This is a genomic window from Xylanibacter ruminicola 23 (assembly GCF_000025925.1).
Lineage (GTDB): Bacteria > Bacteroidota > Bacteroidia > Bacteroidales > Bacteroidaceae > Prevotella > Prevotella ruminicola.
The window spans coordinates 1314978-1338545 of the sequence record NC_014033.1 but is presented as its reverse complement, the minus strand read 5'-3'; the positions used below and the strand labels follow the sequence as shown (position 1 = coordinate 1338545).

The 23568-nt window shown below is 44.4% G+C and carries 21 protein-coding genes; 20 read left to right on the top strand and 1 reads right to left on the bottom strand.

The window, feature by feature from the left end; all coding sequences use genetic code 11:
* The first annotated feature begins 41 nt into the window (after positions 1 to 41).
* The 3 genes from PRU_RS05920 (at position 42) to PRU_RS05900 (ending at position 3073) form a co-directional block, all read left to right on the top strand.
* Entirely contained in the window at positions 42 to 269 is a 228-nt protein-coding gene (locus tag PRU_RS05920; protein WP_041385803.1) for a hypothetical protein, read from the top strand.
* 122 nt (positions 270 to 391) lie between these two features.
* On the top strand, positions 392 to 2671 hold the full coding sequence (locus PRU_RS15255; protein ID WP_013063516.1) for a VapE domain-containing protein: 2280 nt from the start codon (positions 392 to 394) through the stop codon (positions 2669 to 2671).
* Positions 2672 to 2857: 186 nt separating this feature from the next.
* On the top strand, positions 2858 to 3073 hold the full coding sequence (locus PRU_RS05900; RefSeq protein WP_013065491.1) for a DUF4248 domain-containing protein: 216 nt from the start codon (positions 2858 to 2860) through the stop codon (positions 3071 to 3073).
* Positions 3074 to 3094: 21 nt separating this feature from the next.
* Here the strand turns inward: PRU_RS05900 and PRU_RS05895 are convergent, their stop codons facing one another.
* Positions 3095 to 4441: an anaerobic C4-dicarboxylate transporter family protein gene (locus tag PRU_RS05895; protein WP_013063687.1), complete on the bottom strand. Its 1347-nt coding sequence runs from the start codon at positions 4439 to 4441 to the stop codon at positions 3095 to 3097.
* 390 nt (positions 4442 to 4831) lie between these two features.
* Between PRU_RS05895 and PRU_RS05890 the strand changes: the two genes are divergently transcribed.
* The 17 genes from PRU_RS05890 to PRU_RS15815 all read left to right on the top strand — a co-directional run bounded on the left by PRU_RS05890 (position 4832) and on the right by PRU_RS15815 (position 23504).
* Positions 4832 to 5410, top strand: coding sequence for an HU family DNA-binding protein (locus PRU_RS05890; protein ID WP_013063058.1), 579 nt, complete (start codon positions 4832 to 4834; stop codon positions 5408 to 5410).
* Between the two features lie 592 nt (positions 5411 to 6002).
* Positions 6003 to 6428 (top strand): N-acetylmuramoyl-L-alanine amidase, encoded by a 426-nt coding sequence (locus PRU_RS05885; RefSeq protein WP_041385798.1) that lies wholly within the window; start codon positions 6003 to 6005, stop codon positions 6426 to 6428.
* A gap of 159 nt (positions 6429 to 6587) precedes the next feature.
* A complete protein-coding gene (locus PRU_RS05880) occupies positions 6588 to 7154 on the top strand; it encodes a DapH/DapD/GlmU-related protein (RefSeq protein ID WP_013064102.1) in 567 nt (188 codons plus the stop codon).
* An 11-nt stretch (positions 7155 to 7165) separates the two neighbouring features.
* Positions 7166 to 8269, top strand: a complete 1104-nt coding sequence (locus tag PRU_RS05875) for a cation diffusion facilitator family transporter (protein WP_013063412.1) — start codon at positions 7166 to 7168, stop codon at positions 8267 to 8269.
* A 21-nt stretch (positions 8270 to 8290) separates the two neighbouring features.
* Complete coding sequence (locus tag PRU_RS05870; protein WP_013065567.1) at positions 8291 to 9520, top strand: permease; 1230 nt, start codon at positions 8291 to 8293, stop codon at positions 9518 to 9520.
* Between the two features lie 73 nt (positions 9521 to 9593).
* Positions 9594 to 10055: a GNAT family N-acetyltransferase gene (locus tag PRU_RS05865; protein WP_013065048.1), complete on the top strand. Its 462-nt coding sequence runs from the start codon at positions 9594 to 9596 to the stop codon at positions 10053 to 10055.
* 38 nt (positions 10056 to 10093) lie between these two features.
* Positions 10094 to 10609, top strand: coding sequence for a flavodoxin family protein (locus PRU_RS05860; protein WP_013063683.1), 516 nt, complete (start codon positions 10094 to 10096; stop codon positions 10607 to 10609).
* An 85-nt stretch (positions 10610 to 10694) separates the two neighbouring features.
* The gene (locus tag PRU_RS05855; RefSeq protein WP_013063127.1) at positions 10695 to 11972 is read left to right on the top strand and encodes an L-cysteine desulfidase family protein; all 1278 of its coding nucleotides are present in this window, start codon (positions 10695 to 10697) and stop codon (positions 11970 to 11972) included.
* A gap of 410 nt (positions 11973 to 12382) precedes the next feature.
* Positions 12383 to 14158: a hypothetical protein gene (locus tag PRU_RS05850; RefSeq protein WP_013065245.1), complete on the top strand. Its 1776-nt coding sequence runs from the start codon at positions 12383 to 12385 to the stop codon at positions 14156 to 14158.
* Positions 14159 to 14322: 164 nt separating this feature from the next.
* Entirely contained in the window at positions 14323 to 14688 is a 366-nt protein-coding gene (locus PRU_RS15820; RefSeq protein ID WP_041385795.1) for a hypothetical protein, read from the top strand.
* A 10-nt stretch (positions 14689 to 14698) separates the two neighbouring features.
* Positions 14699 to 16003, top strand: coding sequence for a vitamin K epoxide reductase family protein (locus tag PRU_RS05840; RefSeq protein WP_041385794.1), 1305 nt, complete (start codon positions 14699 to 14701; stop codon positions 16001 to 16003).
* On the top strand, positions 16000 to 18201 hold the full coding sequence (locus tag PRU_RS05835; protein WP_013065603.1) for a peptidase domain-containing ABC transporter: 2202 nt from the start codon (positions 16000 to 16002) through the stop codon (positions 18199 to 18201). Before PRU_RS05840 ends, PRU_RS05835 begins: the two co-directional genes overlap by 4 nt.
* A gap of 102 nt (positions 18202 to 18303) precedes the next feature.
* Positions 18304 to 19500, top strand: a complete 1197-nt coding sequence (locus PRU_RS05830; RefSeq protein WP_177168150.1) for an HlyD family secretion protein — start codon at positions 18304 to 18306, stop codon at positions 19498 to 19500.
* A 96-nt stretch (positions 19501 to 19596) separates the two neighbouring features.
* Positions 19597 to 19800, top strand: a complete 204-nt coding sequence (locus tag PRU_RS05825) for a hypothetical protein (protein ID WP_041385793.1) — start codon at positions 19597 to 19599, stop codon at positions 19798 to 19800.
* A 54-nt stretch (positions 19801 to 19854) separates the two neighbouring features.
* Positions 19855 to 20733 carry a GLPGLI family protein gene (locus PRU_RS05820; protein ID WP_224083028.1) on the top strand — a complete coding sequence of 293 codons (879 nt, stop codon included), beginning with the start codon at positions 19855 to 19857 and terminating at the stop codon, positions 20731 to 20733.
* A gap of 110 nt (positions 20734 to 20843) precedes the next feature.
* Positions 20844 to 23222: a TonB-dependent receptor gene (locus PRU_RS05815; protein WP_224083027.1), complete on the top strand. Its 2379-nt coding sequence runs from the start codon at positions 20844 to 20846 to the stop codon at positions 23220 to 23222.
* A gap of 90 nt (positions 23223 to 23312) precedes the next feature.
* Entirely contained in the window at positions 23313 to 23504 is a 192-nt protein-coding gene (locus PRU_RS15815; RefSeq protein ID WP_143040064.1) for a hypothetical protein, read from the top strand.
* The last annotated feature ends 64 nt before the right edge of the window (positions 23505 to 23568 follow it).

The window sequence follows — 23568 nt, the reverse complement described above, 5'->3', positions numbered from 1 at the left end:
CTCAGGCACACGGATTGTAGAATAAAAAAATAAAAACAAGTATGAACAAAATTGAAAAGAGGGAATACTCTCTTTATGGGATTGTGTATCCCAGTGATATGCATAAATTGCGTGCTTCGCTCGATCAATTGGCTATAGCTATCAATGAGGTTTATAGTCAGAGTAACCCCGACCAATTAGTTAGGGTTGAGTTTGATTTTAAGCTCATAAGTAAAGGCGATGTGTATAAGTTTTTGGTAAAGGCAACCACTCAGCCTAATGGTTTATAATGCTCACAGCGTAAACTGGCTGTTATTCTGGCCACGTTTACCAATCTGGCTGATAATCCTGTTTGCAGCAAACGGGTTAACACCATACTGCGCAGTTATAAACGCTATAAAAAGTTATTGAAATGATGGATATTAACAAACTAAAGGTATCACTATTTGCTAACCATACAAGCTACTCTAACGTACTTAAAACTCTAAATGAGATTGTACACTTTATACGTTACGATAAAATTGTTGCCGCCAATACCGTTAGCTATCGTAAAACAATGGCAGCGATGGGCAAAAAGCAGGCTGATAGTTATATCAAATCGCAACTGCAGCCTGCCTTTGGTGTGGCAGTAAATTTTAGTGGGTTAGGACATAGTGCGGCGCAGGCCTGTGGATGGACGAGGCTTGCCCTGTGTGATATCGATCATTTTGAGAGTGTGGAAGAATTGGAGGCCGCCATCGAGCGGCTCTCCAAGGATCCGCATGTACTGTTGATGTATCGCTCGATAGGCGGATTAGGTTTGCACATCATCTATTGTTACGAGCGCGAGGGTGGAAAACGTATCGATGATACCTCGTGGCAGGGCGCTTTTATCAAGGGTAATGAGTATCTGGCTGCCGTGGCACAGCACCCTTACGATAAGGCCAACAGCGATTTTACACGCTTGTCGTGTTTGGCTGGCGATCCCGATGTGTATTTTAACGAGCAGGCCGTACCTTTCGTTATTTCCGACGATATGATAGTGGAACAGAACTGCGAGCATCAGGAACACGGCCGTCCCCGTAAGGTTTACGATGCTAAATCGTTCGAGGTAAAAGCTGAAGAGGCGTGGCAACATATCGAGCAGCAGTTGTCGCAGAAACAGATACGCTATGAGCCTGGTCACCATCACGATTACATACTGCATGCCGCTTACCTGTTTAACCGTTACGGTGTGCCGAAAGACGAGCTTGTGAAGTTTGCCGATGTAGAGTGGCGCGACCACACAAAGAAAGAGCGCGACAGGGCCATCAGTCATTGCTATAAAAAGGAAGCACTGCATGGCACCTGGCGCCTGCCCGGGATGGAGAAACCACGCGGTAACGTACTGATGACACTGCCCGAAATAAGAAAATGGCTATCCGAACGTATCGTGTGCTGCTTTAATATATTAACCAACGCCTTGCTATGGTGCTCGAGGGATGATATCGCCGAAACTGATGGGGATGATGATGATGACCTGATTTCTTCGTTGCCGCCATTAACATCCGACAAATGGCAACCTGTTGATGATGTAGAGATAAACACCCGCATGTATCAGATAGAACTTGATACAGGAAAGCGTGTAGAGGAGAAACATCTGAGGGCTGTTTATAAAAGCGACTTTGCGCTGAAAGTGCATCCCATCCGACAATATATGAAGCTGCTACCTGAGTGGGATGGTATCGACCGTGTGAAAGAGCTATCCGACCATATCCATGCTGTTTCGGCCACACCGGATATGACCGACAAGGAGGCACAGGAGGCCATGCACTGGGCTTTTCATAAATGGATGGTGGCTGCGGTGGGCACATGGCTCGACGACCGTGTAATGAATCACTGTATTTTTACGCTCGTTGGTCCGCAGGGAAAGTATAAAACCGAGTTCTTCCGTCATCTGCTGCCACCACAGCTCCAATCCTATTTTATGGAGAACCGCACCAACTCTGTATCGCAGAAAGACGATCGTATAGCTATGCAGGAGCACTGTGTGATAGAGCTCGAGGAGGTGTCGGCTTTTGAGGGAACGGAGCTGGCTAAATTGAAAGCATTGGTTACTGCCGATAAGATAAAAGAGCGCCCTGTATATGGTCGCGCACGTGAGGAGAAACCACGTTTAGCCTCGCTATGCGCATCAACCAACGAGCAACAGATATTGACAGATGCAACCGGTAACCGGCGATGGCTTTGCTTTAAGTTAAGCGAGATTGACAGTCCGTTTGAGTGGACCATCGATTACGCACAGTTGTATGCTCAGCTACAAAAGGAGTACTATGAGGGGTTTAAGTATTACTTTTCGAAAGCCGACGAGAAGCGTGTAAAGCAACTTAACGAGCCTTTCAGGGTTATCAGCCCCGAAGAGCAGATGATTGTGATACGTTTGCGCAAGCCAAAGAAGAATGAACCTTATCAATTGATGAGTTCGCAGATGATAAACCTGTTTTTAAACTATGGCAGGCATAATAACTTTTTCTCAAATCGTAAGATAGGGGATATTATGCTCGAACTGGGATATGAAAGCATGCATAAGCGTAATGGCAACTTCTTTAAGGTTGTTGAAATCCCGCTCGACCATCAGCAAGTATATATTGCCTCCGAAGATTTTAACTTTGAATTTAAAGAGGCGGATGACGACGAAGCGGCTGAATATCAGCAACTTGGACTGCCTCTGTGATCGAAAGTGTGAATCAGTGAATTAGTAATATGCAACTTTTATCATACAAAAAATAAAATGTTGCACATTTTCCCTTTTTGTATACAAAACTTTGTATTTCTCTAATTCACAAAATCACACTATTATATATAAATAACTGAATACCAATAAGTTAAATAGTAAAATTTTTAAATAATATAAGTAATTATGTTAGAAGTAAAAGACTATTCTAAGCAAGAACTGGCGGATGCTTTGTATGCCGGTAACATTAAACCTGAGAGCCGAATGAAAAAGTTGTGGCGCGATATTAACAGGTGCCCCGACTTGTTGCGCGATCTGTACCGCCTGCACTACCATAGCGGTGATACGGGGTTTACTGCCCAGATGGTGGAGCGCATCAAGTACTGGCTGTGTATTGACTAACGGGGTGGGGGCGATATAAGTTTAATATAGGAATGTTATAATAAGATAGCCTACGCCAATGCTCACAAAAGTGGTGATAAAGCCCGAAAGCTGGAACGAGTGGTTAAGCACGTACTTGCCGATACGGGTAGTACCCGTGGTATCAAAGTTGATGGCTGCCACCTCGGTAGGATAGTTGGGGAAGAAGAAGTAACCGTTGACAGCGGGGAACATAGCCACGAGTGCCAATGGCGGAATGCCCAAGCCAATACCCAGCGGGAAGAGCGTGCGTACCGTGGCTGCCTGCGAGAACAGCATGATACTCATGATAAACAGGGCCACGCTGAACAGGAACGGATACTGTGTTACCACGTCGGCTATGTGACTCTTAAAGAACTCCAGGTTGCCATTAAAGAAGGTGTCGCCCATCCAGGCAATACCAAAGATGGCTATCATGGCATTCATACCTGCACTGAATATATTGCCGCTCACAGCCTGCTTCACACTGGCCTTACCAACCAGCAGAATCACTGCTGCCATCGACATCATCAGTATCTCGATGGTCTCAGGCATCGATAGCTGGGTAACCACGCCGTCAACCTCGAACGATGGACGCAGCGAAGGAGCGCTACCAAAAACAATCACTAGCACAACGCCCAACAGGAATGCCAGCACACTCCACTTGGCACGTGGATTGGGACTCTGCTCCATCTGTGCCATCGCCATGGCTTCGGCTTCCGGGTCAATCAGTCCTTCACGTACACGGCGCTGGTATTCGGGATCATCTTCAAGTTCCTTGCCCACACGGTTCTGCACAAACGAAGCCACCAGGATGGCTATCAGCGAGGCTGGGATACACACCAGCAGGATATCCTTCAGTTCTATGCCCTGTCCGCCAAGCAGGTCGGTGGATATAACAGCTGCCGTAGCCGCCGACATGGGCGAACCTGTGATACCTAACGAGGCCGCGATGGTGGCCACCGTCATGGGGCGCTCCGGACGTATCTTAGAATTCTTGGCAATCTCCGAGATAATAGGCAGCAGCGAGTAAGAGGTATGGGCTGTGCCTGCTACCAAGCAGAACAACCAGGTGGTGAGCGGACCATAATAAGTAATGTGTGTAGGGTGCTTACGCAGGAACCTGGCTGCCAATCCTACCATGTAATCCAAGCCACCAGCAGCCTGCAGCGCCGCCGTAGCCGTAATTACCGATGCTATGATCAGCATCACATCAATGGGTACCTTGCCGGGATGCATGCCGAAGATAAACACGAGTATGAACACACCCACCATACCGTAGATGCCCAGTCCGATTCCACCAACCCTGGCGCCGATAAATATAAGGGCCAATACGATAAACAGTTGTAAAATAACCAAGAATGTCACCATAGATTGTAAAATAATTAATAGAGTAAGATGGTTATATTGCGCAAATATACGATTAATTATGATAGCAACAAAGAAAAAAATCGATTTTATTTGAATGAATGTTAAATTAATGCAGAATCTGCCGATTGTACGGATAGTGCTGAATATGCAGACAAAACGCTCTCCGAAATGTGGTATCTTTGTAAGCGGTAAGCAAGATGAGCCGTGGGGATGGCACTTATGCCTCGCTCAGACGTCACGAACCACTCGTTCAGATTATCTCCATACCCCTATAGGGATTATCCGAACACCTGGTAAAGACTATCCGGATAGCACACACAGACTATCTGAGCAACCCACAACCTACCTCGGCTGCCGAGAACATTAAACATTAAAGATTAAACATTAAAAATGAGTCAGAAGTTTATTAAACTTAAGAACAACAACCGCGCCAATGCGAAGGCTTACGGTAAGTATTTTGCCACTGCAGTTTACGACAACCATTTTGTGGGTACCGACGAGATTGCTGATTTTATCCAGCGTCAGGCCTCGGTTAAGAAGAGCGATATCAAGGCTGTGCTGCAGGAGCTGGGCGAGGCCATGAAGCATTTCTTTGAGATGGGACAGAAGATTAAGCTGGAGGGCATCGGTATCCTGAAGGTTGGTTTCTCGAGCATCGGTGTGGCAAAGGCTGATGAGTGTTCGGCTTCAACCATCACTACACGTCGCATCCTGTTCCAGCCTGAGACAGAGCGTGTTGTGGTTGGTCAGCAGAAGCGCACGGATGGCACCGTTAAGCAGAAGTATGTTACGGCCATCTCCCTGCTGAAGGATGTGGTGTTCGAGGAGACACATGATAACTCCATGAACACCGAGAGCGAATCACCATCTACTGGTAATGGCGGTGGCAATACCGGTGGCAGCGGTAATACCTCAGGTGGTAATACCGGTGGAGGCGGTAACTCAAGTCACGAGCCTATTGGTGATTAAGTTAGCAGGGTACCCCCTGCAGGGGTCACAACCACCCAACCCTCCTTCATCCTAAGGAGGGCTTCAAACCACTCCCCAAACCCCTCGCCAATCTTTGGCAAGGGACTTAAATCCTGAATTTGGGGAAACCCAAATCCATGCTATGTTTTGGCAGGCCGGGACTTCGGCCTATATTGTCTAATAGGGGCTGCTCGCCCCTAATACCCTCGGTGCTTGAACATGGTATAGATTATAAGGGGTTTGGGGGCTGGCCCCCATTAAGCAAAATATGGCGAACCCCGAAGGGGCAAAGGCTGGAGAGCCATACCAAAACTTTGATGGAGAGGGTTTTCCCTCGGAATCAACTAAAGCCCCTTTTCCTGGGATAGGGAAAGGGGTGGGGAAAAGAGTCGAGACCCCATCTTATGAAGAGGGGGCTAGGGGGTGATGGAAAACTCCTTAAGATAAGGAGGACTAAGGAGGTTGGGAAAAATAATTAATTAATAATTTGTAGTAATTTTATGATAAAAGTAAATTGGAATAGAGTAGCTAAGTGGTTGCGATTTGCAGCAACAGTGATTACAACAGTTCTGGGAACTATTGCTGTACAGTCATGCGGTCGATAACAATGATTGTTCTTCATTGTTCGGCAGTGAAACCCTTGCAGACTTCATCGGCAGCCCAGATAGATACATGGCATCGCCAGCGAGGTTTTAAACTCGGCATTGGCTACCATTACGTGGTCCGTCGTAACGGAGAGATAGAGCAGGGTAGACCGGAATGGCTGGCTGGGGCTCACTGCATGAACCATAACAAGTACTCCATCGGTGTGTGCTACGAAGGAGGACTGAATGCCCGCGGACAACCCGCTGATACGCGTACACCGGAACAGAAGGCGGCTCTGCGCACACTACTGGCAGATTTGCATCGCCGCTATCCCCGTGCGGTTATCGTGGGGCACCACGATCTTAATCCGCAAAAGGCCTGCCCGTGCATCGAGAACGTAACCCAGGAGTACGCCGACCTTCAGCCCAAGTAAATAAAAATCATTAAATCCCAAGGCATAGCGTTTTTGCCTTGGGATTTTCTTCTCGTATATGTCAGGGACCTGGTACCTGGCATATCCTAAATAATGTTAATTAATACCATTTTGTTATCACTTATTCGTATATTTGCCAAATAATAAAAACAATAAGGTATGTTTGATATCATAGATGCTACGGGTTCTGGCTACAAGAACGACCCTCGTATGCGCAACGTGGAGGGTGAGATGATAAGAAGTCATGAGCTGTGCCTGAAAATCTCTGCCAAAAAGCCCACTGATCCTGATTATAAGGGACTGTTGGAAGAACTGTTCCAGTGCAAGATTGATGATAGTGTCGCTATCGTCTCCCCATTCTATTGCGACTGCGGATGTCGGATGACAATCGGCAAGAATGTCACTATCAACAAAGGTGCCACCATTCTCTCGCCTGGGAAGGTGGTGATAGAGGACAACGTACTGATTGGCCCCGAAGTTAAGATTGCAACGGTGGATCACGATCTCTATGATCGTCACAACCTGTTTCATTTCGGACAGGTGACCATCAAAGAGAATGCATGGATCTGTATCGGAGCCATCATCTGTCCAGGCGTAACCATCGGTAGGAATGCCGTCATTGCCGCTGGTGCTGTCGTCACAAAGGATGTACCTGACAATGTGGTCGTCGGCGGTAATCCTGCCCGAATCATCAAAAAGATTAATCCCACACATACTGGACTTTAATACAAGATACAATGGATCGTAGTCAAGAAATCATCCGTACCAGTTGGATTGGTATTGTAGCCAACGTGCTGTTGGCTGGCTTTAAGGCCGCTGTAGGAATACTGGCCAGTAGTGTAGCTATTGTGATGGATGCCGTGAACAATCTGAGCGATGCACTGTCGAGTGTCATCACCATCGTAGGCACCAAGCTCTCGCAGCGTCCTGCCGACAGAAAGCATCCCTTTGGTTTTGGCCGCATCGAGTATTTCAGCGCCATCATCATTGCCGTTATTGTTCTGTCGGCAGGTATCACCTCGCTCATCGAGTCGGTGAAGAAAATCTTCGACCCTACGGAGCCAGAATACACTACGACGACACTGGTGGTTATTGTGGTGGCCATTGTGGTAAAACTCATCCTCGGCCAGTATGTGAAGAAGAAGGGCGAACAACTGAAGAGCGATGCGCTGATTGCCTCCGGCTCTGATGCGCTGTTCGATGCCGTTATCACGCTGGCAACGCTTATCTCGGCTGGTGTTATGCTGCTGTGGGGTGTATCGCTGGATGGTATTCTGGGTGCACTGATTTCGGTTGTGATTATCAAGGCTGGTATCGAGATGCTGGCTTCGCCTGTCAACGAACTGCTGGGAACGAGCATTTCGGCAGATTTCGCCAAACAGATTCAGAAGGAGGTCGCAGACTTTGAGGGAGTTCATGGTGTCTTCGACCTGATACTGCATAACTACGGTCCAGACGTAAAGATTGGTTCGCTGCACATCAACGTTTATGATACGATGACAGCCCATGAGATTCACGGACTGACACGACGGATTTCTACGCAGATGTATGTGAAGCATGGTATTATCATGACTGTTGGCGTATATGCCATCGCTACGGGCGATAACAAGCGGGCCGAGTTGCAGGCAACGGTGACACAGACCCTTGCAGCCCACAAGGACATCGTACAGGTGCATGGCTTCTACTATTCAGAGAAAAGGAAGTATCTGTCTGTAGATGTTGTGCCTGATATCTCCGTCCACGACGAGGCAGCCTTTATCAGTCAGCTTACCGCAGAACTTCAGCCGTTAGTGCCCGACCAGCAAGTGGTTGTCGTAGTGGATCATAACTATAGTGAATAGCACTTTCCGTAATATTGATAGATGGATTTACAGAGTTTCTTTATATCGCTTTTGAATGTAGTTTGCGAGATGGCTCCCTACCTGCTGTTGGGATTCTTCATCGCAGGCGTGCTGCACGTGTTCGTGCCGCAGAGGTTTTATGCAAATTATCTTTCGCGTAACAATAAGTTTTCGGTGCTTTGGGCGGCGCTGTTAGGTGTGCCACTGCCGTTGTGTTCGTGCGGAGTAATCCCAACTGCTATTGGTTTGAGGAACGAGAAGGCTTCGAAGGGAGCCATTGCCTCGTTCTTGATTGCCACACCACAGACGGGTATCGACTCCATTTTGGCCACATTCTCGCTGATGGGACTTGGCTTTGCCATTATCCGTCCTGTGGCTGCACTTATCACCGGTGTTTGTGGTGGACTGCTGGTGAACCGACTGGTTCGCGAAGATGATATCTCCAGCATCGACAACTGTTCGTGTGAGGTGGAAAGTGGAAACAGAATTTGGCGTGTTCTGCGATATGCCTATTACGATATGCTTCGCGACATCGGTCTGCGACTGCTTATCGGACTGATAGTAGCAGCGCTGATTCAGGTGGCTGTGCCTGATGAGTTTTTCCTCAGTTTCGGCAGTCAGCCATTGTTGCAGATGCTGGTGATTCTGATCATTGCAGTGCCGATGTATATCTGTTCTACGGGTAGCATCCCCGTGGCAGCCGCGCTGATGATGAAGGGGCTCTCGCCTGGTGCAGCATTAGTGATGCTGATGGCAGGGCCTGCCGTTAATCTCGCATCAATCCTGGTGGTTCATAAGTCGATGGGGCGCCGTTTTACATCGATTTATCTGATGACCATCGTAGGCTTTGCCGTTCTCTTCGGCCTGCTGCTCAATGCTACGGGGCTCGACTTTGCCGTTGCCGTTCAGGATGCTTGTTGCATGAATGAATCGGCTATGCCAAGTGTGTTCAAGATTGTTTGTGCCACAGTATTAACATTATTAATTATATTTGCGCTTATGATGAAGTTTTTTAGCAAGTTTACCACCAAAAAAACGTTAGCCCCCGATGTAACCATCTATCGCGTTGAGGACATGCATTGCAGTCATTGCGAGGCTGCCGTGGTTCGTGCCGTTGAGGATTTGCCTGGCGTTGAGAAAGCTAAGGCCAGTGCATCTGCCAACACCCTTACTATCAAAGGTACTGCCACCGAAGAGGCCATCCGCACAGCGGTTGAAGGTATTGGTTATACGTTCAAGGGACGAAAGTAGCACCTACCTTATTGGAACAAGATAGGACTGGAGATGCAAAAAGAGTTAGCTAAATAATTAATTAATTTAAACGATGATTAGAAGAGCAGAATTAAAAGATATACCAGGTATTATTGAACTGTTGCATCAGGTAAACATGGTGCACCATGTGTTGCGCCCCGACTTGTTTAAGCCTTATACCACCAAGTATAACGAGCAGGAGCTGGAGGCCTTGATGGGTGATGATAGCAAACCTATCTTTGTTTTCGAAGATGGGGGAGTGTTAGGTCATGCTTTTTGCATGGTAAACGAAGTAAAGGGCGACAAGTTGCTGCAGGACATCAAAACACTGTATATAGATGACATCTGTGTAGATGAAAATGCACGCGGCCAGCATGTGGGCAAGGCCTTGTACGAATACGTGCGCGATTACGCCGCATCGATTGGTTGTAACAACATCACCCTGAATGTATGGGATGGCAACGATGCCGCATTATCCTTCTACAAAAACATGGGCATGAAAGTACAGAAAATAACCATGGAAGTTGTGCTGTAACTTTGCGACAATATTATAATAACTAAACAATTACGATTATGAAGGTTTTGATTTTACAAGGCTCTCCAAGAGCTAATGGAAACACCGCTTGGATGGCGGAAGAGTACAAGAAGGCTGCCGAGGCAGCAGGTCATGAGGTGACACTGGTGAACGTAGCTAAAAAGAAGATTGCAGGCTGCTTGGCATGCGAGTACTGTCATACGAAGGGCAACGGCACCTGCATCCAGAAGGACGACATGCAGGAACTCTGTCCCATGATGAACGAGGCCGAGGTAATTGTACTGGCTGCACCCATCTACTACTTTACAATCTGTGCACAGATTCAGGCTGCTATCCAGCGCATGTACTGCGTAAACAAGCCAGCCAACGTGAGGAAGATGGCGCTGCTGATATCGTCGTACTCGCCTGGTGTATATGATGGTGCTAAAGCCGAGTTCCGCGATATCTGCAACTACTGGAAGGTAGAGAACATGGGCTTTGTTACTGCCAAGATTGACGAGCAGAAGACCGAGGAAACCAAACGGAAGGTAGTGGCACTTGCTTCGATAATATAAACGATAAATAAATCATAAATCCCAAGGCAGAATTAACATGCTTTGGGATTTTTTCGTATCTTTGCAACCAAATTATTAAAAATCTATGATAAGTAAAGATATACGCGAACAGATAATAGCTTTGGTGCATAAAGAGGTGGTGCCTGCTATCGGGTGTACCGAACCGATGGCGGTGGCACTGTGTACGGCAAAAGCTAAAGAGCAGTTAGGCTGTAAACCAGAAAAGATTGTGGCACTGCTGAGTGCCAATATCCTAAAGAATGCTATGGGTGTTGGTATTCCAGGCACAGGTATGATAGGACTTCCCATTGCCATCGCCCTGGGTGCGCTCATAGGCAAGAGCGAATACCAGTTGGAGGTGCTGAAGGACCTTACTCCTGAGGCACTTGAAGAGGGCAAACAATATATCACGGAGGATAGAATTGACATCCGGTTAAAGGATGGAAAGTGCGACAAACTGTACATTGAGATTATTGCATCGGCAGGCGACCGACAGGAAACGGCTATCATCGCAGGCAGTCATACCCATTTTGTTTCGGGTGATGCCAGTTACGCCAGGACTGCGGCGAGCGATGAAGATGACGAGATAGCACTGAACATGCGACTGGTGTACGACTTTGCAACTACCGCTCCTTTGGACGAGATACGTTTTATTGAGGAGGCACGCACCTACAATATGAATGCTGCCCGCGAAGCGCTGAAGGGCAACCACGGTCATAATCTGGGTAAGACCATCGATCGTCCGCTGGCCAAAGGCATCTTCGGTAACAGCATCTATTCGCACATTATTTCGCGAACAGCTTCGGCTTGTGATGCCCGTATGGGTGGCGCCATGATCCCCGTGATGAGTAACTCAGGTTCGGGTAATCAGGGCATCTGTGCCACAAACCCCGTATGTGTGTATGCCAAAGAAAACGAGAATACGGAGGAGGAACTGCTGCGTGCCCTGATGCTGAGTCATTTGACGGCCATCTATATCAAACAGAGTCTTGGAAAGCTGTCGGCACTCTGCGGTTGTGTGGTAGCCTCGATAGGTTCAAGTTGTGGCATTACCTACCTGATGGGAGGCGACTACGAGCGTATCTGCTATGCTGTAAAGAATATGATTGCCAATCTGACGGGTATGATCTGTGATGGTGCCAAACCATCGTGCTCGTTGAAGATTACCAGTGGCGTCAGCACGGCTTTGCTGTCAGCACTGCTGGCTATGGAGGGCAAATGCGTATCGCAGGACGAAGGTATCGTGGACGACTGTGTTGACAAGAGCATCCACAATCTTACCAGCATTGGTGCCGAGGCCATGTGTAAAACCGATGACATGGTTTTGAACATCATGACCTCGAAAAAGCAGGTAAAGGATTGATTTATGGCACTAATTACGCGATTTTTCATAAAATAAATGGGATTAGTGTGGTTAGTGCCAAAATTATTTATTAATTTTGGATAGAAAAAGCAATCTTTCTTTGTATAAAGGCAGTTCGGGGGATTGGGAAATGTCGCGGGTTACGATTTGGAGACCGTTCTCAATTCCACGTTCTGCATTGAATTGCTTTCAAAGAACCCGTGACTCCGAGCCACCAGCCGTTTTAATGACCCTTCATCGCTGCAAAGGTAAGAAGAATTGTTGAAATAACCAAATTCTGTGGACACTTTATTATGTCAGAACCGTTAAATAAAAGTGAAAAAACAAATTTTTCCGATTCTTTTTTGTACCTTTGCACTCAATAATATCAGAAGATAGCAAATGGATATTACTTAATGGTTTGACAAAAGATGAAGAAACTGACATTTATATATTTAGGTATAGTGATTGCTGCATTGTGTAGTTGCAATGGCAGAAAGATGATGGCGCAATTAGATGAGATCAGTAAAATTGCCGATGATAACCCAGACTCCGCACTTACGTTGCTAAGTAAGTTCGATACTGACAAGAATGAATGGGGAAAAGGTGACAGGATGCATTATGAACTCATAAGACTAAAGGCTGAAAATAAATCGGGTATAAAATTCACATCAGATTCGATTATCAAAGATGTTGTTGCTTATTATAAAGACAACGGAAATGCCAATGAAATAATGCTTGCATATTATCTGTTAGGACGGGCTTATAGCGATATGGAAGAGGCACCAGAGGCATTACAAGCTTATTATGATGCCATTTCTATGGCTGACACGACCAATACATCTTGTGATTTTAGAACTTTAACAGTCGTGTATGGACAAATGTCCCGAATATTCCATAAGCAGAATCTTCCTCATGATGAGATATGGGCGTTGAGGCATTATGTTGAGTATATTCGTAGGAATGGGAATCTTAAAGATTATATTATGGAAACAGAGCAGCTTATAAGGCCTTATTATCTTCTTAACAAAAAGGATAGTGTGCTAAATCTAATAAATAATACATACTCGTCATTGAAACAGTTGGGGGAACACCAAGAAGCTGCGGATGCATTAGTCGTTTCAATATCTATTTATTTAGAACGTGGTGATTTGACCAAGGCAAAACATGCGATGGATATATTCGAAAAAGAGTCTGGATTGTTTGACGAGTATGGGAATATAGCCAAAGGCCGTGAACATTACTATTATACAAAAGGCCTATATGAACTTGCTATCAACCAACTTGGTTCTGCAGAATATTATTTCCGTAAAGCCATCAAATATGGATATCTTTCAGAAGGATACAAAGGATTACTATCCATATATAGAGAAAAACATAATATTGATTCTGTGAATTGTTTTTCCCGCTTATATGAGGCAGCACAAGACTCTTTGCATAATAAGATGCAGACAGACGCAATTCACCAGATGTCTTCTCTTTATAACTACAGCCGAAGTCAAAAAGAGGCTGAACAAGAAAGAGAAAAGGCTCAAGATAGACTATATCTGCTTAGTCTTATCTCGTTTGCAACAATAGTTTTATTAATAGTTATTATTGTCGTTGTTTGGCTGTATAGAAAGAATCAGGAAGAAAAAAAGGCAAGAATAGCCGAATTAGAAGAAACACTTAATAGTGCAAAATCCCAAAGAAATGCTATTCAGGAGGAATTAAGGATATTAAAGGAAAAAGACTATGAGAGTATAATAGCGATTAAAGAAAAACAAGAGATTGAGTTGTCAAAAAGAATAGAATTCCTGGAGGCTAAGAACAACAATAAAAAGGATGCAAATGACATCACACGTATTGATAATCTTGAAAATTTTCTCGGTAGTGCCATCGCACAACAGTTTATTAAGAAAGCAACCAGCAAATCTGAAAGAATTAAGCCAACAGGGACTGAATGGAACTTATTGATATCTCAATTTAGCAAAGACATCCCAGTTACATATAAGTCTTTTGGACAAGGTAGATCTTTATCACAATTAGAACAGCGCATATGCATTCTTCTTATTCTTGATATCCAAGAAAAGAACATATCACTTATGACAGATTCTTTTGCCTCAACGGTATCGAATGCAAAATCACGTGCTAATGAAAAACTTTATGGAAAGAAAGATGCTCATTCGCTTAAAAATAACCTCATAAATAGGCTTCATCGCTCTTGACGAATTTTGACGAATATTTTTTGTAACTCATTGTGTTATAATAGGTTTTAGGGGGGGGGCAATTTCTTTCTCAACGAATTTTGACGAAACGAAAAAGCCTCAGATTTTTGGTTGAATAATTATGTTGAGATACCTTTGCAGAAAAATACAAATATGCAAAGGAAATGAAAAGAAGTATTTTAGCTTTAGTATTGATTTTATCGGCATCTTTATCTGATGCCAAAGTGCAACACGTATGTGATGAAGTGTTTCTTCAGGTATCACTTACAGACCCGACAGAAGATCAAAAGCCAATTAAGAGAAGTCCTGTTGTAATTCCTTCTGTCAGTCTTGAAGGGCACAATTTGATTTTTGCTACATCTTGTGATGGCTGCATTCTCCGGTTACTAAACGAAGACGGCGATGTGGAATACATGGTGGTTATAACTGACGAGACCACAAGTTTAACGTTGCCGTCATATCTCTCTGGGGAGTATGAACTCCAGATTGTTCGTGGCTGTTATTGTTTCTACGGTTACATTAACCTTTAACGCATTACGGATGAATCAAGTACAATGGGCATTACACCAATTTCTACAGAGTTTAGGCATTAAGGTGCCTTACTCTGTAGTCCGAAAATTGCTTGACACTCCAGTTGGTACAACACTTAGAGGAATAAGCGATTCACTTGATTCATTGCACATTGACAATAGTGTCTATCAACTTCCTAAAGAATATCTAAAGGAGTTGGACTATCCATACTTGATGGTGCTTTCAAATAGTAAGGAGGGGTTTGCAATCATTACAAATGACAATGAAAAAGAAAAGGCTTTGCCCAAATGGGACGGTGTAGTATTAGCCGCTAAAAAAACTAATGCCACACCTATATATAACTATGTATGGCTACGTGATGCCATTGATAACATATGCAATAGTCACCTAGAGCTAATTTTCTCTGCCATAGTCGTCGCATTTGCGATGTTATTACAACCAAACCTTTTCACTATGAGTCATGTGTTTTTGTCTCTCATTGGCATCTGGGTTTCGATTTCTTTACTCAGAAAGGATTATTCTGAAAGTAATTCCACAGGAAGATACTGTAAAATCGGACGTTTCATAGATTGTCAAAGTGTACTTGATTCCAAGGGTAGCAGATTTTGGAGATTTCTTCGATTGAGCGACTTGGGCTTTTTCTTCTTTTCTACTCAACTGTTCCTTGTATTGATTTCTAACAACGGATGGCAGACATTTTCACTGATACTCCTAATAATTGGCTGTTGTTTTACAGTCTATTCGGTAGTGTATCAAATAACTGTCATCCACAAGGTTTGCTTGTACTGTATGTCAGTCAACCTAATTACATGGTTAGACACCATTCTTATAACCACTAATGCACCATTACCAAAGGTTGGCACCCCCTATATTTTTATATTCTCTGTTTTAATATCTTATTTGATATGGTCTTTTACAGTCCGCAACGTGAGTCTTTCTCGGCAGACATATTCATTGAGGAATCGTTTGTCGGTGCTGTATAGAAGGGGACTCTTTGAATGGCTATTGTCGCAGGAAAGAGAACTTGAAGAAATTAGTGACAATTATGCAGAATGCAGTGGGATAAATGGAACAGATACAATAACCGTTTTTGTTCACCCCCAATGCAAAAAATGCAAAACTGTTGAGGCAGCCATTTCCCAATTAAGCCAAATAGCCAGAGTCAAAATTGTATCATTAGCAGCAAAAGCCCCAGAGGTTAGACTTTATTGTGAGAGGAATCAAATAGTAAGAACTCCGACAATTGTTGTAGATGGTCATGAATTGCCGGAGGTCTATGATATAGGGGATCTGAAATACATTTTAAAATCATGAAGTCTTTCCCTATCTATACCCAGCATGATGCCATGGATTGCGGCCCGACCTGTTTAAGGATGGTAGCCGCATTCTATGGCAGGCGGTATTCCCTGCAATATCTGCGGGAGAACTGTTTTATCTCCCGACTGGGGGTGTCGATGCTGGGTATCAGTGAAGCCGCAGAGAAACTAGGAATGCATACCATAGGGCTACGTATTCCTATTTCACGGCTGATAGAGGATGTGCCCCTGCCTTGCATCATCCACTGGAACCAGAACCACTTCGTGGTACTCTATCGGATAGAAAAAAATAAGAATGGACACTTGTTTCATGTTGCAGATCCTGCAGGCAGTAAAGTAACATATACAGAAGAGGAATTTAAAAGATGTTGGCTATCTGGCAGAAATGATGGCGAAGATGAAGGTGTTGTGCTCTGTCTGGAGCCAACACCAGATTTCTATAGTCATTCAGATGAAGACGATGACAAAAAGAATAAGCGAAGCATGCTGTTCCTGTTTGAGTATCTTCGACCATATAAGAAACTGATTCTACAACTCTTTATCGGATTAGCTACAGGCTCGTTGATACAGCTTATCCTGCCATTTCTCACACAGTCTATCGTTGACTTCGGTATTACCAATCAGAATTTAGGCTATATTTATTTAGTGCTGATAGCCCAAATGGTGCTCGTTATCAGTAGCACATCTGTGGAGTTTATCCGAGGCTGGATATTGCTTCATATCGGCATGAGGGTGAATATCTCGCTGATATCTGACTATCTGGCCAAACTAATGCGCCTATCCATCGCCTATTTTGACACGAAGATGACGGGCGACATTCTTCAGCGCATCAATGATCATACTAGAATACAAGAGTTTTTGACCAGTACCAGTCTGTCAACACTCTTCTCCATTGTCAACATCATCATTTTTGGACTGGTCATCCTATTCTATAACTGGATGATATTCTTTATATTCTTTATCGGTAGTGGCTTATATATTGCCTGGGTATGGGGTTTCATGAAACGGAGGGCTGTTCTCGACCATAAGATGTTTGCACAAAATTCGGCCAATCAAAGTAATATGGTGCAACTGGTGAGTGGCATGCAGGAAATCAAACTAAATGCCTGCGAACAGCAGAAACGCTGGGAATGGGAGCATATACAGGCTCGAAAATACAGGATTACCGTCAAAGGGCTAGCCCTGTCACAATACCAGCAGTCGGGTGGCGTGTTGATAAATCAGATGAAAAATGCTATTATTACAGCCCTTGTTGCGGCATTGGTTATAAAAGGAAACATCACTCTTGGCATGATGCTTTCCATCCAATATATCATTGGACAATTGAATAGTCCTGTTGACCAACTGATAGGTTTTGTCCGTCAATATCAGGATGCCAAATTGAGTTTAGACCGACTACAGGAAATCTATAACAGAGACGACGAACGCCCTGCAGGCAAGACCAAGATTACAGATATCAAGAATGCAGACATTAGGATAGAACATCTGACATTCAGATACGACAAACTCAACGAGGTGCCTACACTTGATGACATAAACCTGGCAATTCCTAAAGGTAAGACAACTGCCATAGTAGGTCTTAGTGGCAGCGGAAAAACCACACTGCTTAAGATGATATTAGGTTTCTATGAACCAGACAAGGGGAAAGTAGTGTTGGGCTGTTCGGATATTGCCAACTATGACAAACGGGAGTGGCGTAAGCACTGCGGTACAGTGATGCAGGACGGATTCATCTTCTCAGACACTATAGCCCGAAATATCGCCCCAGGAGAAGAGCGGATTGATGAAGACAGAATGCGTGAAGCAGCAGAAACAGCCAACATCAGAGATTTCATCGAGGATTTGCCATTAGGCTATAATACAAAGATAGGAGCTGAGGGCCATGGACTAAGCATGGGCCAAAAACAGCGTATCCTTATAGCTCGCGCCGTCTATAAGAATCCTGAGTTCATCTTTATGGATGAGGCCACAAACTCGCTTGATGCCAATAACGAGTACCTGATAATGGAAAAGCTCAACCGTTTTATGCAAGGCAGGACAGCTATAGTCATCGCCCATCGTCTGAGCACAGTGAGAGATGCCGATAAAATCGTGGTGCTACAAGGAGGAAAGATTTGCGAGCAGGGCACCCACGAAGAACTGATTTGCCGTCATGGGGTATATTACACTTTAGTCAAGAACCAATTAAATGTATAATGCACGATGCCCAAGAGAAATAAGGATAGTATTATAAGAAGTGAGGACGTACAGGAGATCCTGTCAACACCTCCCCATACACTGCTGAGCGTTGGCTCGTCAGTGATTGGCGGTATATTGCTGGTTCTGTTCATCGGATGCTTTATATTTAAATACCCAGATACGATTACCTGCACTGTTACAATCACAAAAACAGAGCCGCCTGTATGGATTGTGGCTAAAACATCTGGCAGATTGCAAGAGTTGTACGCCCAAGACGGACAACATGTCAATGCTGGTGATGTGATAGCGGTGATAGAAAATCCTGCCAATACTCAGGATGTGCTGAAACTTGACTCCATATTGTCCGTACTGTTCGAAAATGGAGAAGGAATAAACCTCCATCTTGATGATGCACATCTCGGCAGTATCCAGAGTACTTATACGACATTAGCCAAGGCAATCACTGATTATAATAATTTTGTGAATAAGAATCTCTATGACCAGCGCATTGCCGCAGAGGAAGCACAGCTAAGGCCTTACTCGGAATATGTAGAATCCATTGAGAAACTGGTTTGCTATAGCCAACGTATAAAATTCCTAAGTAACGAAAACTATCAACGGGAAAAGACTCTCCACGACAAAGGACTAACTTCCACTTCTGACTTGGAATCTACCGAACAATCCTTACTTAGCAGTAATATGTCTGCCGAACAGATACGCTCATCGTTGGCTAATGCCAAAATCCAAATGGCACAAATATATAACACCATCTCAGAACTGAAGCTGCAAAAAGAACAGGAACGACAACAGCAGGAGACTATACTTTGGTCAGCATGGGAGGGCACAAGGACGGCTATTAGAGAGTGGAAACAGACATATCTGCTTCAGAGTCCTATAGAAGGATTCGTGTCATATAACAACCTGTGGAAGATAAACCAGAACATCACTTCCAGCGACAAGGCGTTTTCCGTTATCAGCAGCAGCAAGGAACAATCAATAGGCAAGGCAAAGATTCCTGTTGCAGGTTCTGGCAAGGTAAAGATAGGTCAGCGGGTCAATATTCAACTAGATGGTTATCCCTATTTGGAGTATGGTTTTCTGACTGGGTGTATAACTTCTGTTGCACTGATGCCCGATGAGGACATCTATACAGCGACCTTTGAACTACAGAATAGCCAAACGACATCATACGGCAAGGCAATTCGTCAGACTGGCGACCTTTCTGGAGTTGGGGAGATTATCACCGATGACCTTAGTGTAGCAGAAAGGATAATAGGACCTCTCAAGTATCTGTTCCATAGGAATCTTCGTAATTAACATATTAGTGCACAAAATATGGGTCAATTTGGTGATATGACCTTAATTTTCACCTATGAGAGTTAACAAATTAAGTTTAATTAATTTTTTTTCAAGATGAACAAAACAAATTTAGAAATGTTCAAAATGAGCAAGGCTCAGATGAACAATGTGAATGGTGGAAGAAAAATCAAATGCGTTGTCCTTGACGTTGAAAGCGGCTGGTCCAAAGAGATTGTAATGGAATCAGCTGTATCTGTTGATGATGCTGTTGAGGTTTTAAATGATGCTTATGGCGATTGGGCATTTATTACCTGTTAAACAAATGAGAGTATGCCTATTTAGTTGGCATACTCTCATTAAAGAGGCGATTGTATGCGTATGAATCCTTTTTTTAACATTATATTAAAAATGACTATTCCTTCATATCTGATAATGATGAATAGTCATGCAAGTAATTCTACTATTCTATCAGTGACTTATGATGTTTATTATCAAAAGTTTGAGGAAGAACCCAAACAGGAGAAAGACTTGATGCGTTTGGATATTGGGGAAAATTCATCGCAATTTGTCAGTGTTATTGGCGAGTTCCTGGCAAAAAACAAAAGTGACGTTGTTAGCAAAAGGGTTAAGAATCCTTATGTTGGTTATGCTTCTATGCGGGATGAAGTGTTTAAAAACACCCCCAAAAGTGGCTATATGCAATTTGTTCACATGCCTGGCTGGATTTCTTGTCGCGATAAGATTGATGGGCTGTTTGATTGGCAACTCCAAGAGGGTGATACCATTGTATGCGAATATACTTGCCACAAAGCTATTACCACATTCAGAGGTAGAACATGGACGGTATGGTACACACTTGGCTTGCCATATAGTGATGGTCCGTGGAAATTTTGCGGCTTGCCGGGTTTGATACTATACGCATCTGATTCAGAAGGCTGTTTCCGTTTCAATTGTATCGGTATAGAGAAAGGTGATGGGCATGATATTAAAATGAAGACACCGAAATCAGGTGTCATTGACACATATATGCCAGAACGTGTTGCTGAAATTATGATGTTGGAGTATTGGGATCCTTCTGCTCATTTTTCTCAAATGACAGGAATGTCGGGGCAGGTAACAAGGATGTGGGATCCTCAGGGAAATGAAGTTAAGATAGTTCCCAAGACACGTATCCTCTACGAGAAGTTCCCAGGTGTTAATGTCAAGAAGAAATATCCGCAGAAGAAAAGTTCTACTAAAAAGAAAAAATGAAGCGTTTGCTGCTATACCTTATTATATTAGTCTCTCTCACTGGTAAAGCGCAGACCTTCACAGGGCGGGTGACGGACAAGAGTGGGAAACCGCTTGTGTCTGCCTCCGTCGTGGCAAAAGGGGATGGCGGCTCTGTCGTTGCATTTGCAAGGGCTAGGCAGGATGGACATTTCTCGTTGACCATTCCGCAAGGGAAAGAGGCGAAGAGTGTTGAGTTTCTGATGATGGGCTTTGGCAAGGTGGTGATTCCGCTGAAAGATTATAAGAATGGCCAGACCATCAAGATGCAAGAACAGGCCATTGCCTTAAAGGAAGTGAAAGTAACGCCACAGCGCATCCGCGAGCAAGGCGACACGCTGACCTATTCCGTAGAATCCTTTAAACTGAAACAGGACCGTTCGATAGCCGATGTAATAGCTAAAATGCCGGGATTGGAAGTTCTCCCATCAGGTACTATCAGGTATCAGGGCAAGGCTATCAACAAGTTCTATATAGAAGGAATGGACTTGCTGGGTGGTAAGTATGCGATGGCGAGTGAAAACCTTTCAGCTGACAAAGTGAAGAGCGTACAGGTATATGAGAATCATCAACCCGTGAAAGTTCTCAAAGATATAAAGTTCTCTGAACAGGCTGCACTCAATCTGGTACTGAAAGACGAAGCTAAGAATGTATGGCAGGGTGTGATAGATGTGGCTACAGGTTATGGCGACGACTGGTTGCGCGATGCTCAATGGCTGGAGATGGTATTTGGACGCAAAAAGCAGAGCATTTCGATGGTAAAGGCCAACAATACTGGCAAGGATATTGAGCACGAAGTTGCCGATTTGACGCAGTTCGACAAGACTGCTCCTACAGAGGATGGTATATTGAACAATATTAATCTGGGGGCACCAAGTCTCGATGCGAGAAGGAGCAAGTTCAATGATACCTATATTGCCGCCACCAACTGGCTGTTCAAGACGAAAAAGGACGATGATCTGAAACTGCAAGTGACAGGGCTTTATGACCGGAGCCGACAGCAACAGGACAGGCAGACCGTCTATCTGGATGCCGACTCTGCCATTATCACTGAGGAACAGACAGCAACAAGTACCCGTAGCGAATGGCAGGCAGAACTGCTCTATAAGGCAAACCACGATAAACAATATCTGTCGAACACACTAAAAGGCTATATTGACTTTAACAAGAATGAGGGACTTTCAATATTAAACGAACGCCCGACGCCTCAATGGGTTGAGCCTCGCAAACGATACATCGTGGATAACCTCGAACTCATCAATAAACTGAAGAATGGGCAAAGTTATTCCGTCACCTCATTGTTTAGTTACAGTTATCTGCCAGGCACGTTACTTCTAACCAATGACAGCACTCAGCAAATCACTCAACAAATGCTATATTGGAATGCATACGCCTATTATCAACACAGCATCAAGCAGTTAAAAGTGACATGGCAGGCAGGTTTTGAAACAAAAACGCAGTGGCTGACACTGAACAACAAAGACCGCTACAGTGAATACCTGCCATACGTGGAGCCGTCAATCAGTTATCGTGAAGGAGCATGGACCATCAGCCTGAACGGGCGGCTTAGTTGGCTCATGCGTCAGTATCAGAAGAAGAACAGCCAGAATTTCCTTGCCGAGCCGCGCCTTTTCATCCGCTACAGTCTGACTTCCAAACTTGAGATCAGCGGCAGTTACAGTTACCGATGGACTCCCAGCGACATCACCACTATCACCTGTCAGCCTTATTACACCGATTACATCTCTTGTCAGCAAGGCTCAGGACAGTTTGAAAACACCACGGGACAAACGGCAAATATAGGATTAGGCTATCGTAATGTGATGACAGGTATGTTCAGTAGATTCACATCTGGTTACAGCAATCTGCGTGATGCCGTTATCTATCAGAGTCATCTTGTGAATAATGTCTATATTCGTCAGGCTACCGATTTCCGTCAGAACCGTGAGACCTATAGCCTTTCTGGCAGTTTGGGAAAATCCATCTTTTGGGCAAAGCTCAGTATAACACTGAACGGAAGTTACTCATGGACCAATTACGACCTGCTGATCAATCACTCTCTTGCTCGTCAGCATACCCGCAACGGTAGAGCCTCGCTGCGGTTCTCATTGAAGCCTACTCGCTGGCTCTCCATAGAGGAAGAGTCTGCTTACCACTACAGCCACCAGTCGATGACAAATGCACTTCAATCGTGGAACCATGAGTTAAAAGTGTTCATATTGCCAGGCAAATGGCAGATAGAATGGACGAATGAACTCTATCATAGTAACGATAAATCCGTTTCTACCAATTATTTCAGCGATCTCTCCATATCCTATCGCGCCAAGACCTTCGAGGCAGGACTTTTATGCTCTAACCTCTTCGGCACACGCAACTACCGCCGTCACTACACCACCGACTATACCGACATCATCGTCCTAAACCAGATGAGGCCAAGGGATTTCTTATGCAGAATACTGTTTAACATATAAAGCATATTAGTGCACAAAATATGGGTCATCGTGGTGTTATGACTTAAAATGCTTCACCATAATGTAATTTATTAATTCAACTTCAATAAGATGAAAAAGATTGATTTCGTTGAGAAAAGTAACGCACATGTTACATTTGAAAATCGTCTAACGAATGCTGCTTTAGGTGGCATTGTTGGAGGAGACAGAGTAGAAGAACTTCGGCAATACTGCGATCCTTGGAGTGATTGCGATGCTTGGAATTGTAATCCTGACTGTACTTGCAAAGGCAATATGGCTTAAACATTAGGAGGTCGCGTTGGGCGACGCATTTGCCTAACGCTTCCTCTTTTTTACATTAACAGAA

Excerpts from the sequence above, each read along its gene's own strand:
- PRU_RS05865 (WP_013065048.1), top strand. The coding sequence starts at position 9,594 with ATGATTAGAAGAGCAGAATTAAAAGATATACCAGGTATTATTGAACTG.
- PRU_RS05825 (WP_041385793.1), top strand. The coding sequence starts at position 19,597 with ATGAACAAAACAAATTTAGAAATGTTCAAAATGAGCAAGGCTCAGATG.
- PRU_RS05860 (WP_013063683.1), top strand. The coding sequence starts at position 10,094 with ATGAAGGTTTTGATTTTACAAGGCTCTCCAAGAGCTAATGGAAACACC.
- PRU_RS05900 (WP_013065491.1), top strand. The coding sequence starts at position 2,858 with ATGTTAGAAGTAAAAGACTATTCTAAGCAAGAACTGGCGGATGCTTTG.
- PRU_RS05870 (WP_013065567.1), top strand. The coding sequence starts at position 8,291 with ATGGATTTACAGAGTTTCTTTATATCGCTTTTGAATGTAGTTTGCGAG.
- PRU_RS05840 (WP_041385794.1), top strand. The coding sequence starts at position 14,699 with ATGAATCAAGTACAATGGGCATTACACCAATTTCTACAGAGTTTAGGC.
- PRU_RS05850 (WP_013065245.1), top strand. The coding sequence starts at position 12,383 with ATGAAGAAACTGACATTTATATATTTAGGTATAGTGATTGCTGCATTG.
- PRU_RS05895 (WP_013063687.1), bottom strand. The coding sequence starts at position 4,441 with ATGGTGACATTCTTGGTTATTTTACAACTGTTTATCGTATTGGCCCTT.
- PRU_RS15820 (WP_041385795.1), top strand. The coding sequence starts at position 14,323 with ATGAAAAGAAGTATTTTAGCTTTAGTATTGATTTTATCGGCATCTTTA.
- PRU_RS05820 (WP_224083028.1), top strand. The coding sequence starts at position 19,855 with ATGCGTATGAATCCTTTTTTTAACATTATATTAAAAATGACTATTCCT.
- PRU_RS05920 (WP_041385803.1), top strand. The coding sequence starts at position 42 with ATGAACAAAATTGAAAAGAGGGAATACTCTCTTTATGGGATTGTGTAT.
- PRU_RS05835 (WP_013065603.1), top strand. The coding sequence starts at position 16,000 with ATGAAGTCTTTCCCTATCTATACCCAGCATGATGCCATGGATTGCGGC.
- PRU_RS15255 (WP_013063516.1), top strand. The coding sequence starts at position 392 with ATGATGGATATTAACAAACTAAAGGTATCACTATTTGCTAACCATACA.
- PRU_RS05890 (WP_013063058.1), top strand. The coding sequence starts at position 4,832 with ATGAGTCAGAAGTTTATTAAACTTAAGAACAACAACCGCGCCAATGCG.
- PRU_RS05875 (WP_013063412.1), top strand. The coding sequence starts at position 7,166 with ATGGATCGTAGTCAAGAAATCATCCGTACCAGTTGGATTGGTATTGTA.
- PRU_RS05880 (WP_013064102.1), top strand. The coding sequence starts at position 6,588 with ATGTTTGATATCATAGATGCTACGGGTTCTGGCTACAAGAACGACCCT.
- PRU_RS15815 (WP_143040064.1), top strand. The coding sequence starts at position 23,313 with ATGAAAAAGATTGATTTCGTTGAGAAAAGTAACGCACATGTTACATTT.
- PRU_RS05885 (WP_041385798.1), top strand. The coding sequence starts at position 6,003 with ATGCGGTCGATAACAATGATTGTTCTTCATTGTTCGGCAGTGAAACCC.
- PRU_RS05855 (WP_013063127.1), top strand. The coding sequence starts at position 10,695 with ATGATAAGTAAAGATATACGCGAACAGATAATAGCTTTGGTGCATAAA.